At 56.4% G+C, this 13288-nt stretch carries 14 protein-coding genes; 8 read left to right on the top strand and 6 right to left on the bottom strand.

Going from position 1 to position 13288, the window contains the following annotated elements:
* Positions 1-107 precede the first annotated feature (107 nt).
* The 5 genes from KNP60_RS02325 (at position 108) to KNP60_RS02345 (ending at position 4518) form a co-directional block, all read left to right on the top strand.
* The gene (locus KNP60_RS02325) at positions 108-869 is read left to right on the top strand and encodes a YveK family protein (RefSeq protein WP_214710848.1); all 762 of its coding nucleotides are present in this window, start codon (positions 108-110) and stop codon (positions 867-869) included.
* Positions 838-1539: a CpsD/CapB family tyrosine-protein kinase gene (locus KNP60_RS02330; RefSeq protein WP_214796831.1), complete on the top strand. Its 702-nt coding sequence runs from the start codon at positions 838-840 to the stop codon at positions 1537-1539. Before KNP60_RS02325 ends, KNP60_RS02330 begins: the two co-directional genes overlap by 32 nt.
* A 12-nt stretch (positions 1540-1551) precedes the next feature.
* Positions 1552-3105 (top strand): lipopolysaccharide biosynthesis protein, encoded by a 1554-nt coding sequence (locus tag KNP60_RS02335; RefSeq protein ID WP_214796832.1) that lies wholly within the window; start codon positions 1552-1554, stop codon positions 3103-3105.
* Complete coding sequence (locus tag KNP60_RS02340; protein WP_285800869.1) at positions 3105-3716, top strand: sugar transferase; 612 nt, start codon at positions 3105-3107, stop codon at positions 3714-3716. The genes KNP60_RS02335 and KNP60_RS02340 overlap by 1 nt, the downstream gene beginning before the upstream one ends.
* Positions 3717-3873: 157 nt before the next feature.
* Positions 3874-4518 (top strand): thioredoxin domain-containing protein, encoded by a 645-nt coding sequence (locus KNP60_RS02345; protein WP_214796833.1) that lies wholly within the window; start codon positions 3874-3876, stop codon positions 4516-4518.
* A gap of 34 nt (positions 4519-4552) precedes the next feature.
* Here the strand turns inward: KNP60_RS02345 and KNP60_RS02350 are convergent, their stop codons facing one another.
* The 4 genes from KNP60_RS02350 to KNP60_RS02365 all read right to left on the bottom strand — a co-directional run bounded on the left by KNP60_RS02350 (position 4553) and on the right by KNP60_RS02365 (position 7467).
* Complete coding sequence (locus KNP60_RS02350) at positions 4553-5404, bottom strand: polysaccharide deacetylase family protein (RefSeq protein WP_214796834.1); 852 nt, start codon at positions 5402-5404, stop codon at positions 4553-4555.
* Complete coding sequence (gene pgaD / locus KNP60_RS02355) at positions 5404-5883, bottom strand: poly-beta-1,6-N-acetyl-D-glucosamine biosynthesis protein PgaD (RefSeq protein WP_214706676.1); 480 nt, start codon at positions 5881-5883, stop codon at positions 5404-5406. The genes KNP60_RS02350 and pgaD overlap by 1 nt, the downstream gene beginning before the upstream one ends.
* Positions 5841-7100, bottom strand: coding sequence for a poly-beta-1,6-N-acetyl-D-glucosamine synthase (gene pgaC / locus KNP60_RS02360; protein WP_214796835.1), 1260 nt, complete (start codon positions 7098-7100; stop codon positions 5841-5843). Before pgaC ends, pgaD begins: the two co-directional genes overlap by 43 nt.
* A 121-nt stretch (positions 7101-7221) precedes the next feature.
* Entirely contained in the window at positions 7222-7467 is a 246-nt protein-coding gene (locus tag KNP60_RS02365; protein WP_214796836.1) for a hypothetical protein, read from the bottom strand.
* A 126-nt stretch (positions 7468-7593) separates the two neighbouring features.
* On the opposite strand from KNP60_RS02365, the gene KNP60_RS02370 reads away from it, so the two are divergent.
* Complete coding sequence (locus KNP60_RS02370) at positions 7594-8835, top strand: UDP-glucose dehydrogenase family protein (RefSeq protein ID WP_214796837.1); 1242 nt, start codon at positions 7594-7596, stop codon at positions 8833-8835.
* Between the two features lie 34 nt (positions 8836-8869).
* On the opposite strand, the gene KNP60_RS02375 is transcribed toward KNP60_RS02370, so the two are convergent.
* Complete coding sequence (locus KNP60_RS02375; RefSeq protein ID WP_058764471.1) at positions 8870-9343, bottom strand: DinB family protein; 474 nt, start codon at positions 9341-9343, stop codon at positions 8870-8872.
* Positions 9344-9467: 124 nt separating this feature from the next.
* Here KNP60_RS02375 and KNP60_RS02380 point away from each other — a divergent pair, with 124 nt between their 5' ends.
* Complete coding sequence (locus KNP60_RS02380; protein ID WP_214796838.1) at positions 9468-10196, top strand: DUF3784 domain-containing protein; 729 nt, start codon at positions 9468-9470, stop codon at positions 10194-10196.
* The gene (locus tag KNP60_RS02385) at positions 10193-10459 is read left to right on the top strand and encodes a hypothetical protein (RefSeq protein WP_058764467.1); all 267 of its coding nucleotides are present in this window, start codon (positions 10193-10195) and stop codon (positions 10457-10459) included. Before KNP60_RS02380 ends, KNP60_RS02385 begins: the two co-directional genes overlap by 4 nt.
* Before the next feature lie 31 nt (positions 10460-10490).
* Here the strand turns inward: KNP60_RS02385 and KNP60_RS02390 are convergent, their stop codons facing one another.
* The gene (locus KNP60_RS02390) at positions 10491-13199 is read right to left on the bottom strand and encodes an EAL domain-containing protein (RefSeq protein WP_214796839.1); all 2709 of its coding nucleotides are present in this window, start codon (positions 13197-13199) and stop codon (positions 10491-10493) included.
* Between the last annotated feature and the right edge of the window lie 89 nt (positions 13200-13288).

Genomic DNA, 13288 nt, shown 5'->3' on the forward strand with positions numbered 1-13288 from the left:
GGCATCTCCTTCCTGTTTGTATTTGACGGGAAGCGGGACGGGGAAATGGTCATTATCCAACAACGCATACAACTTTGAGTCGCACCAATGAAGGAGGTTAGGTTGCCGTGAAAGACATCAACGCATCGATTCGCGATATTTGGTTCATCCTGAAAACGAAGAAATGGGTCATCCTGTTCACCATGGTCCTAGTCGGGGGCATCGCCTATTCGCTCAGCCGCTACGTCATCCCGCCGACGTACGAGGCATCGACCCAGATCCTTGTCGTGCCGAAACAAACGGGGACGGAGACGCTCGACAGTACGCAAATCCAATCGTCCCAAGGGCTCGTCAATACGTATCGAATCATCATGAAGAGTCCGATCATCTTGAACGAGGTGCGCGAGAATATCGCCAGCGCCCCGGAGAAACTCGAGGACCAGATTGTCATCGAGAGCGAGGAAAACTCGCAAGTCATCACCATCCGGGCGACGGCTGACTCGGCAGCGCTCGCGTCCACCATTGCCAACGAGCTCGGACGCGTCTTCTCGAACGAAGTACCAAAATTAATGAATATCGACAATACGCAAATCTTATCGCCGGCGTTCATCCCGGCCGAACCGGTCGAACCGAATATCCCACGAAACACGGCACTCGGTGTCTTGGTCGGCTTCATCTTGAGCAGCGGTATCGTGCTCATGCGTTACTTGTTCAACAAACAGATCCGTTCCGAGGCCGAGGCCGAAGCCATCCTTGGCATCCCGGTCATCGCGTCAATCCCGTTGTTTGATCGCCAAATCGCGAAACCTGAGAAACGGAAGCCGCAGGAACCAAAAGTCGTAAAGGAGGGTGAACCGTATGTTCCGAAAACGCAACGAAAACTATCATAACCGGATGACGAAAAACTTGATCACCATTTATGAACCGAAGTCACCGATCTCGGAGCAATATCGGACGCTCCGGACGAACCTCGAGTTCACGTCGCTCGGCTCGAAGTTGCAGACGCTGCTCATCACCTCGACGTCGATGGGGGAAGGCAAGTCGACGACCGCGAGCAACTTGGCCGTCGTCTATTCGCAACTCGGCAAGCGCGTCCTGCTCGTCGACTGTGACATGCGACGCCCGACGATCCATCAAATCTTCCATATCGACTCACGGATCGGGCTCTCGAACGTGCTCGCCAAACGCTCGACGGCCGAGGCGGCCATCCAGCCGACCCAGCTCGACAACTTATACGTTATGGTCGCGGGCGTCGTCCCGCCGAACCCGTCGGAGTTACTGGCGGCCCCGGCGTTCCGAGAGATGCTCGATCATGTGAAGGACGACTTTGATATCATCCTGCTCGACGCACCGCCGATTATGCAAGTGGCGGACAGTCGGATTATTGCCCAGGAAGTCGACGGGGCGATTCTCGTCCTCAGCTGTGAATCGGCCGACCGGGATGAGGTCGTCAAAGCACGTGACCAGCTGCTTATGACCGGGGCGAAGATTCTCGGCATCGTCTTGAACCGCCGCGAATCGCGTCAAGGCAAGGACGCCTACTACTATACGTATCAATGAGGAGGCTCTACCATGGCGACCAAATATGCCATCGAACCGGAACAGGCGAGTTCGAATCAAATCAAATACGGCGCCTTGGTCTCGTACGGATCAATCGGGTTCAATATCATCTCGGGGCTCCTCTATACGCCGTGGATGATCAGCAAAATCGGGCAAGGGGACTATGGGTTATACGTCCTGTCGTTCTCGATTATCGCCATCTTCGCGTTCAACCTCGGGCTCGAGGTCGTCGTCGCCCGTTTCCTCAGCAACTATCGGACGCACGGTGACCGTGCTGGAGAGATTCGTTTTCTCGGCATCGCCTATAAACTGTTCTTCTTCTTGACGCTCTTATTGACGGTTGTCCTCGTTGTCCTCTACTTCCTGCTCGACGTCATTTACGGCAATTTGAGCGCGACTGACATGGAGAAGTTGAAAATTATGTATCCGATTGTCGGTTTCTACATCTTGATCACGCTGCTCGCCAAACCAATCGACGCTGTCTTTATCGTCAACGAGCGTTTCATCCAGCTGAACACGCTGCTCTTCCTCGAGAAAATTCTAATCGTCAGCTTCACGATTGGAGCGCTCGTTATGGGTTATGGGGTCTATGCCCTCGTTGTCGTCAACGCGGCGATGATTTTGCTGATCAACTTGTTTAAGTTGCTGTACGTCTGGAAAGGAACGGACACGGAAATCGACTTCACCGCGTCGGGAAAAGGGATGTATCGTGAGATTTTCGTCTTCGCCTCATGGCAGACGACCGTGTCCGCGACACAGAACTTCTTGATGCACATCATGCCGACCGTGCTCGTCATCTTCGCGAGTGGTGTCGCCGTCGCTATCTTCTCGATCGGGATGGTCATTGAAGGATACGTCCTGTTGATCGCCACGGCCGTCAACTCGCTGTTTTTGCCAAAAGTGACCCGGCTCAACCACTCGGGCGGTTTGAAAGATATCGAGAACTTGATGATTCGGGTCGGTCGCATCCAACTGTACGTCATCGGGCTCATCACGATGGTGTTCATCGCGATGGGCGCGGAGTTCATCCACTTCTGGGTCGGGGACGACTTCAAAGAGTCGTATGTCGTCGCGGCCTTGTTGATCGCGATGGGGATCATTACGCTACCGCAAGAGATTGCCAACATCCATCTCGTCGCGACGAACCAGGTCCGCTACCGGGCGTACGGGATGGTATTGTCGGCGGTGATCGCCTTGATCTTCTCGGCATTCCTGAGCGGTCCGTTCGGGGCGACGGGAGCGGCGCTGTCGGTCATGATTGGATACTTGAGCGGCAATACGCTGTTCATGAACATCATCTACGCGAAAGTGTTGAAGCTCGACGTGTTCCGATTTTTCCGAGAGTGTCATGTGAAGCTCGCCCCGGGATTACTGTTCGTTCTCGGACTCGGCTTCATCGTCCAATATCTGTTTCCAGCTGACACGTTGCTCGGCTTCGTCTTCAAAGGAATGGGACTCGTCCTCGCCTACGCCATCTTCATGTGGGTGTTCACGGTCGATGCATTCGAGAAAGACTTGGTCCGGTCGATGATCCCAAGCAAGCGATTCGGAAAGGGGGAAGTGTGATGGGGATGTATGAGACGTACGTCAAACGACCACAAGACGTGGTGCTCGCTTCGGCCGCGCTCGTCGTATTGAGTCCCGTCCTCGTGACGGTCGCGGGTCTCATCAAGTGGAAGCTCGGGGGACCGGTGCTGTTCAAACAGAAACGTCCCGGGAAAGACGGCGTCATCTTCGAGATGGTGAAGTTTCGGACGATGACCGATGAGCGGGATGAGCACGGCGAGCTGCTGCCGGACGAGGTCCGTTTGACCCCGTTCGGGCAGACGCTCCGGTCGCTCAGTCTCGATGAGCTGCCGAGTCTGCTCAATATCGTCAAGGGCGACATCGCCATCGTCGGACCGCGCCCGTTGCTCGTCGAGTATTTACCACGTTATAACGAGGAGCAGCGCCGACGACATGACGTCCGTCCTGGACTGACCGGGCTCGCGCAAGTGAACGGACGGAACCGACTGTCGTGGCCTGACCGTTTCGCGCTCGACGTGAAATACGTCGACAACATCACGTTTTTCAATGACTGGAAGATCATCCTGCAGACGGTCGGGAAAGTCGTGAAGAAGGACGGCATCTCTTCGGATACGGCGGCGACGATGGAGACGTTTATGGGGAATGAATGATAATACACCTTATAAATGAAACGAGCGGGCCATAGGGTCCTTTCGTTTTCTTTTGTGTCGTTTCTTTTGAAGAACTTCACGATAACGTCACTCGAGCCTATCGGCCAGACATGGTATAACTAAAAATGTGAATAATTGAACATAAGGAGGTTTATACATGAAACGATTTTATCTACTATTCGTCGGACTCATCCTAATGCTCTCTGCCTGCAGCCAAAGCGAGGCCGTCGAGTCGGCGAAGTTGCATACATACACAAAGTACGAGCTCCCGCTCGAGGACAAGGTCGCGCTCGGAGAAGGAAAACACGAGATTGTGTTCGTCTTCGACTACAGTTGTCCGTGGTGCAAGAAATGGATGGAAGAAATACTGCCGGAAATCGAGGAGCGCTGGATTGACACGAGCGAGGCAACGTTCAAAGGACAGCCGCTCGTCCTGTTGAACGAACAGTCGCAATTGCTCGCGAACGTGGATTATAACGTGGAACGGCTCATCCCGGACCGCTACTATGAGGTGCAGCGCGCCATCGGACTCGACTCCGGGTCTGACGGGTTCGGGACGGAAGACTACGCCCGAGAACTCGCGGCCGAGTTCAACCTCAACGCGGACGAGTTGCTTGCGAACCATGTCGACATTGGCATCCAAAACTCGCGCCTGTTCACGCGTGACTTCGGCGTCGCCTACGTGCCGACGGTGTACGTCGACGGCATCCAGCTCGTGGACGCGTTCAGTTTAGACGAGATGGAACACGTCATGGATGGAACGATCGAGGTCGGTGATCAAGTCGAACTCCCCGAGAACTAAAACAACCCCTCGTCCGCGACGAGGGGTTGCATCATCAATTCTCGAAATACGGTTTGACGAAGAACTCGAACAGCTCGGTGTCGAGCAAATACCGATTCATGTAAAACGGGTCGTTGTCCGGCGTGATCGGGTTCGGGCTCAAGATGAACGCCTGCTCGAGACCGAGGTCTTGTACCGTTTCGGTGACCGCATCGTTCGTGTTGCCGAACGGATAGGCGATCGTCGTGACGCGCGTCCCGAGCTCTGACTCGATGGCGGCGACACTCGTCTCTAAATCTTGCCGCAGTTCATCTTGCCTGTCTTCCGGCAAGAACACGGCGCCTCCGTCTTCGACATAATGCATGTCGTGCGTATGCGTCCCGAAGTCGGCGAGTCCACTGTCCTGCATATCCTTCAGCTCGGTCCACGGGGCGAGGTCCAAGTTTTGGAACGCCTCGCCGACGTGGCCGGTGATGATGAACAGGGTGAACGGGATTTGTTTGTCTCGTAAAATCGGGAACGCGTTCTCGTAGACGGTATGGTCGACGTCATCGAACGAGAGCCAGACACATTTGTCTGGGATCGGTTCGCCGGCAAGGTAACGTGATAGGTCAGTTTGCGTCGCGAAATGGACGCCTTCGTCTTGGAGCCACGTCATCTGCTGCTCGAACTCGTCGGCGTAGACGTTATAGCGAACCAGTTCGGAGGCGCCGGTCACGGACTCGACGAGCTTGTTCCACGCGTTCGGCTGTTTGACTCGGTGGTAATTGAGACCGAGACAGACGTTGTCTTTGGGGAGGAGCGCCGCGTCGGGTACTTCTTCATGTGTCGTCGAGGACACATCATATACTTTCCAGGCGATGCCCCCAATCAATAGGAGCGCGAATATCCATTTGAAGTAGCGCATCATTTCAACTCTTTCACCGGGTTTTTCTCGAAGACGATGACTTTATCGGACTGGAGGCGATGGATGTCCTCGGGCTCCATCAAGTCGAGGGCGAGCCAATCGTCGAGCGTCGTATCTTTCGGCATCTGACGCCGGTTGAGCGGTCCATATTTCCGTTTATTGTACGTCCGCCAAATGAACAGGAGGAGAGCGGCGACGAACGAGGAGACGAGCCCGAAGAAGAGCAGCTCGCGGATGTCGGCGTTCGTGACGTTCAAGGCGGTCTTGAGGATGGCGATATAGCGGTCGTTCACGTTCAGGACGGCGCTCAAGAAGAACCACGTGACGATGAACGTGTACAACCAGAACACGGCCGTGAGCAACAGCTCGATCCCTTTGCGGAACACGTTCTGTTTCGTCTTGACGAGAATCTCTTGCTCGTAATCATATAACTCACTTACAGGCTGCTTCTCCGTGTCCCCCGGTCTGGTGAACTCCATGTCGCATAGCCTCCTTTCACACGGGCCTTGATCGCTTTCGGCGTCGCCGCGATGACGACGAACGTGTTGAGCATCCAGTAGATGACCGGATACCAAGCGGCCCAGACGTAATATTTGAACACTTTATCGTAACGGGCGTCGTTCCAGAGCGAGATGATCAACTGGACGTGGCTGACGAGAACGAGCGCGAACGAGTTATAGGTGAACCAAATCAATAGATCTTGCATCGTGTCGGCCGTCACGAACAAGTACACCGTGACGATGAGCCAGGCGTACGCCCAAAGGACGCTGACGACCTGCTCGATATAGACGGGCCAAATCCGACGCTGGCGCCAGTCTTTGAAGATGTCGAAGTGACGCAAGACGACTTCCTGCCCGCCTTGCGACCAGCGTACGCGCTGTTTCCAAATGCCGGAGATCGACTCGGGGACGAGCATCCAACAGAGGGCGCGCGGCTCGTAGCGGATGTCCCAGAAGTTCTTCTGGAGCTTCCACGAGACGGCGATGTCTTCCGTGATCATGTCGCGGTCCCAGAGCCCGACCGACAGCAATGCTTTCTTCCGGAACATGACGATGACGCCGGAGACGGTCATGATTTTCCCCATGACGCGCTGTGTGCGTTTAATCGAGCCGATGATCGACGAGTATTCGACGAGTTGCATCCGGCTGAGGAGCGTGTCGCGGTTACGGATGCGCGGGTTGCCGGTGACGGCCCCGACGCGTTCGCCGCGGTTCAAGAAGTGACGGACGAGATAGTACGGTGCCTCTTCGCTCAGGAAAGCGTCCGAGTCGACGCATAGCAAATACTCGGAGCGGGCGGCGTGGGCGGCCATATGTAACGCGTTCGCCTTGCCCCGGTTCTCGTGACAGTCGATGACGCGCAAACGCTCGTACTCGTCGGCGAGCCCGACGAGGATGTCGCCGGTCTTATCGCGGCTGCCATCGTTGACGGCGATAATCTCAAAGTTCGGATACGTGAGGCGGTCCAAGTACTCGATCGTCTCGGCGATCGTCTCTTCTTCGTTATAACAAGGAATCAAGATGCTGATGAGCGGCCATTCCCGCTCGCTCAAGTCGAGTTCTTCCTCTTTCTCTCGCGTCAAGCTGAACAAGAGGGCGCCCGAGATCCAAAACAGCGCCATGAAGAACGGATACCAAAACACGAACTGGGCCAGTGGTTCGATCCAAGGTGCGATGTCGAGCCCGTAAAAAGTCATAATAGTCTCCCCTTATTTTCAAAAAAACGGTGCGATGCAAGTATGATAGCATCAAAAAAATACTTTCCCATCATTCTTAAAAAAGTTATGTGGCAACTGAAAAAAGCACTCGACGTCGCTGTCAAATGCCTTGTTGCTTGTTTTGTTTCTTTTGTCTGTCTTTGCGCCACTTCCAAACGAACAAACCGATGAGCGCGAGGACCGGGGCAGCGACCCATGGACGGGCTTCGATGATCGCGACGAGCTCGAAAATCGACAGCCAACCGCTGATCATGATCAAGATAAGCAGGAAAGTCTTGAGTCCACCTCGAATAGGAAACCAGTAGAACACGAACAGCGAAATCAAAAAGAAAGCGAGCAATCCCATGCGGTTATTCCTTTCTAGCCTCATTTTGACTCATTATAGCAGAGAATATTCACAGAGTGTTAGAGCCTTCCCTTGCTCGCCGCTTTTCGTTACTGTTAGGAGAAGACTATTGAAGGAGGAACTATCGTGAAATTTGGAATCATCGGCCTTGGCTATGTCGGACTGGCCACCCTGTGCGGACTGGCGAAAGCGGGGCATGAGGTCATCGGTGTCGAGAAAGATCAACCGAGACTGCTTCGTCTCATGAGCGGGGACGTCCCGTTCCACGAGCCGGGCATGGCAGACGTGTTACGTGACTATCCCGGCTCGATCACGTTCACAGACTCGATCGCCGACACAGAAACGGTCGACTACCTCATCCTTGCGGTCGGTACGCCGAGCAAGAGCGACGGCAGCTGTGACTTGACGTTCGTCGACGCGGCCTTGTCCGAGGTGAAGTCGAAACATAAGATCATCATCCGCAGCACCGTGCCACCGGGGACGACCGACATGTTGTCGATCATGTACCCGGCCCACACGTTCGCCGTCGTCCCCGAGTTTCTCCAAGAAGGGCGCGCGCTCGCCGACGTGTTGAAACCACACCGTGTCGTCATCGGCAGTGACAACCTTGAGATGTGCGAGGAACTCGCGGGCATCTATGGACGCCTCGGTGTCCCGCTCGTCTGCACGTCGCCGATTGACGCGGAGTTCATCAAGTACGCCTCGAACGCGTTTCTCGCCACGAAAATCAGTTTCATCAACGACTTGGCACGTCTCGCCGATAAGGCGGGGGCGGACATCACGACGATTGCCGACGGGATGGGTCTCGACCCGCGCATCGGACGTTCGTTCTTGAACGCCGGCCTCGGTTACGGGGGATCGTGCTTCCCGAAAGACATGCACGCGCTCTTGAACGTCGCCCACGAGAACGAGCTCGACTTGCCGGTCATCAGTGCCGCCATGCACTCGAACGACGCCCAGATGGGTTACGTCGCCTCGAAAATCGAGCACAAGAGCGGCCTCAAGGTCGCCTTCCTCGGTCTCGCCTTCAAACCGGGTACGGACGATATGCGTGACGCACCGTCGGTCACGCTCGCTCGCCACTTGGCGCTGCGTGAAATCGACATCATCGGCTATGACCCGCTCGCCAAGTGGGACTATCCACAGGCGATGACGGTCGAGGCGGCGCTCAAAGGAGCGGACGTCGCCATCCTCGTCACGGAATGGGACGAGCTCGTCAACTTGAAGCCGGAAGCGTTCGACGGGATGCGGACAAAACGGTTGATCGACGCTCGTAACGCGTGGAAATATGCACGCGACCCGGGTACTGTCCAATACGAAGGGATTGGCCGGATGCAAAACAAGGCGAATACGCCGTCATCGATGTGACGAAAGGCGAGACCCCGCGGGGCCTCGCCTTTTTTCACGCCTTCATCTGTTCTTTCGTCGGGCCCATGACGCCAGGGACCGTGAGTCCGGCTTGACGGAGGAGTACCGTCATCTGCCCGCGGTGGTGCGTCTGATGGTCGATCATCATGCGCAAGACGGCACCGCGCGGTTGCTTCGCGCCGTGGACGTCGACTTCTTCGAGCAGGTACTCGTCCGAGAACTGTTCGGCCGCCTTCGCGATCTCATCGGCATAACGCGCATATTGATCGGCGATCAGTGCCGCGTCGGTCGGTTGTGTCAAACTCTTCAGGGCCGACAAGCGGAAGCCGAGCAAGTTCGTGAAATAACCGAGCGCGGTCGTCACGTGCCAACCGATCCAGCCGAGTGAGTTATGACCGGGAACGATCTCCTGGCCGAGCGCCTCGTCGGTGACGGCGCGAAGCACGTCGAGCGTGCCGGTCGAGGACTTGGTCCAATCTTGTAGAAAGTCTGCTTTTGTCCGATACATCGAATTCCTCCTTGAGCGTTCTGACTCCAGTATAAGATATCGTCCAAGTCATTGGCACGCCTTATGATTTTGAAACATTCGGTCCGTTTTTCTCGTACACTATAGTAGAAAGGGGGACACCTCTATGTGGGGACTCGTGATTGCAGCACTCATTCTGTTCTTGCTCGGATTTGCCGTCCATCGCTTGGGCTGGCATTTCCTCATCTCGGGATATAACACGATGAAGCGCGAGGACAAGGCGCGCGTCGACATCAAGGCGGTGGCACGATTGCTTGGCTTCATGTGTTACGGCATTGCAAGCATCTTTCTCGTCATCGCTGCCATCGACATGTCTGGTCTCGACATCCCGCTCGAGCCGTTCTTCCTGCTCATCGTCTTGCTCGTCGTCGTCACGCTTTGGCGCAGCCAAAAGTATGACGGGAATATTTTTGATGAGCGCGGGAAACTTCGTCCCGGCGGCAAAAAACGGCTCATCCCGCTCGTCCTCGTCTTGACGCTCATCTTGGGTTTTGTCGGAGGTCTCTTGTTCTGGTTCAACCAACCGACCGAGGTGACGTTCACCGACTCGGCGCTCGTCATCGAGGGCAGTTACGGCGAGACGATTCCGTACGATGACATCGAAACCGTCACGTTGACGTATCGGCCGAGCCTTGACCGCCGGACGAACGGTGCCGCCGTCGGCTCACGCTTGACCGGTCACTTCCGGACGACAGGCGGGGAGGACGTGCTCGTCTTCCTCGACCGGGACATCGAGGCCGCCGTTCGCATCGACTGGAGCGGCAAGCCGATCTACGTGAACGTGGAGTCGAACGAAGCGACGGAAGCGTTGTATGAGGAGGTACGATTGAAATGACCCAACCCTGGTACACACGGCATATGCCGTTCTTCTTCTTGACGTTTTTGTTCGCGCCGCTGACGTTACTGCTTCTCGTCTGGCGCTGGGAGAAGTTCGAGGGACATGAGCGGGGCGTCAAGCTGTTCTTCGCCATCGGGATGACGGTGTTCATCGTGTTCGGGCTGTTGCCGCGCGGTTCGCTGCCCGTCATCTTGCCTGTCATCGGACTGTTGATCGCGTTGAAGCTCGTCTTCAATCTCCTCAAACGAAAAACCGGCTGACATATGTCAGCCGGTCGAACGGGGCTCTCGCTTAGGCGAGACGGCCTCTTTTTTCATTCACCCACGCCTCGAACGCAATCGTGTCGAGGGCCGGGGCGTAGTAGTAACCTTGGCCAAGCTCGACGCCTTCGGCGAGGATGCGGTCCAAGTCTTGCTTCGTCTCGATTCCCTCGGCGAGCGAGGTCAGTTCTTGTTCGCTCGCGAATCGGGAGACGGCGCGGAGGAACGACGTGCTGTCCTTCGCTTTTCCGCTGACGTACATGCGGTCGATCTTCACTTCTTGGATCGGCAAGTGCCAGATCGCTTCGAACGAGGCGTAGCCGGTACCGAAATCGTCGATCGACAGGCAATAGCCGAGGTCGGCGATATCTTCGAGCCGCTCGAGCTCGTTCGTATGTGACATGATGTCGGCCGACTCGGTCAGCTCGATCTTCAACCGGTCCGGGAGCCATGGATACGTCTCGACCAAGTCACGCAGCTTCGTGACGATCGACGGGTCGACGGAATGGGCCGACAAGTTGTACGACAACGAGATATCCGTGAACGGGGTATCGCGCCAGGAAACGAGCTGTTGCACGACCAAATCAAGGATCGAATGCGATAACCAAAGGATTTGATCGGACCGTTCGGCGATGCGGACGAACTCGTTCGGCGGCACGTAGCCGATGTCCGGGTGCTGCCAGCGTGCGAGCGCCTCGGCCCCGACGACACGGCCCGTCTTCAACTCGACTTGCGGCTGATAGGCGACGGTGATATGGCCTTGTTCGATCGCCTCCGGGAGCGCCTGTTCGATCAAGGCGGCCCATTGGAGCTGGGCGAGGATGCTCGAATCGTACCAGACGAACGGCGTCCGCGTCTCTTTGGCGTGTTGGAGCGCCTTCGTCGCCTCGAACAGGCAGTCGTTGTAGTTCGGTGTCGTATGCGTCGCCCCGATTTGAAGATGCACGGTCTGGCGTTTCTGGTTGATCAACAGCTCGGTCGGGAACAGCTCCAGCAACTCGGTCTCGTCGACGTTACGGAGCCCTTTCACATACAGCATGAGCGTATCGTCACGGTAGCGGCCGAACAAGTGGTGCGCGTACTTCTCGAGCCGCTCCTCGACGTGTCGGGCGAACTCGGTCATGAGCAGGTCGGCATACGTCGGGTCATACCAGTCGACGAGGTGGTGGAAGTCGTTCAGTTTGATCAACAGGAACGTGCCGTCGATGTCTTGTTTCTCCCACGCGCGGAGGAAACCGTACTCGTTATAGAGCTCGGTGGCGAGGTCGAAGCGGACGAGCCGGTCGACTTTGCGCTCACGCTCGACGCGCTCGGTCTCATCTTCGAGGATGAGGTAATACGTGAGCGTCTCGCCGCGCTTGAGCGGGATGATTTTGACGTTCAAGAAGCGGACATGCTCACCTTTCAAGTGCAAGATGAACTGCGCGCTCGTCCCGTTCTCCGTCACCCCGGCGAGCGCCTCGCGCAACAGGCGGCGTCCCGTGTCGGTGAATAGTTGGTTGATCTCATACAAGTTGCGTTCCCCAAAGAACTGGCGGAACACATCGTTTCGTTCGATGAAGTCGTACGTGTCATCGATCAAGGCGATGGCGAGTCCCGTCTCGGAGAAGAGCGACGACCAGCGCTCGTGATACCGGAGCAGGTCGTCCGATTGTGTCTCGAGCGTGTGCACCGTCGAGTGGACACTGACGGCAATCTCTCGGAGTTCGTCCTCGATGCCGCGGAAGTCATGATTCGGCGGGAACGATTCCGCGACCGGTTCCGTGCTCGGGTCGATGGCGAGGGCACGGGCCTTCAAGTGTGCCAAGTCGTGGGCATACATCTTGCGTGTGTAGCAGAGGGCGAGCAGAAGACCCGCCGACAACAGCATCGTGATGAGAAGGGCGGCGATGGCGAGCGTACCGTAACGGTCGCGCTCGGCCATGAGCGTGTCATCTGCCGTCGACCGCACGGTTTGAAGGGCGGCGTGTGAGTCCTCATAAAAGCTCGTCCCGTTGACGTAACGGGCCTCGAGCGTCGAATTGGCGGCCGTCACCCGTCCGAGTGCGAGCGCGCTCTCGATCAAGTCTTCGACCGATTTGGTTTTCAGCGACGGATCGGTCGCGACGATGTCTTCGATCAGCCGGGCCTCGTTCGCGATCGTCGAGACCTCGAAGTCGAGCTGGTCTCGGTCCGGCGTCTCGGCGAGCAGGTTCGTCACACCTTCGACGAACGCCATCTGCATCCGCATGACGGCGTCGGTCAATTCATAGGCGGTGTTCGCCTGGGCGGTCCGCTCGAGACCTTGGTAGAGCCAGCGCCGATTGATCGACTCGATGACGTCGAACGGTACAGCCTCGAATCGGCTCGACCCGTCTTCGTTCAACGTGTCCTCGAGCTGTTCAGAGAAACGGAGCAGGGCGTCCCGTTCACGCTCATCGACCCCGGTCTCGAAGTCGTCGAGCAATTGGATATTGTATTGGAGCGCCCGTTCACGGTACGGGGCCGACAACAGGGCGGTCGGTTGCTCGGAGTTCGCCTCGTACAGTTTGGCTGCGTGATGCAAGACGAGGTACGACTCGACCCCGGCCAAGTCAGAGGCATGATTCAAGTCGCGCACCGTTTCAGCGACGGCGACGTGCTTTTCTTTCCAGTAATAGCTCAGTCCGAGCCCGAATAACAATACGCCGATGAGACAAGCGACGGCAAGGGCCATCGTGTAAGTTCGGTACGGAATTTTAGCGAATCGATTATTTCCCATCGGACACCTCCTTCTTTCTCTTCCCATTCTATCTTTCGTGTTCGAGTCTTTCGAGGGAAATCCTGCCCCACGAAAAAAAACCCGACAAA

This window comes from Exiguobacterium sp. s5 (assembly GCF_018618075.1).
Classification (GTDB): Bacteria; Bacillota; Bacilli; order Exiguobacteriales; family Exiguobacteriaceae; genus Exiguobacterium; species Exiguobacterium mexicanum_A.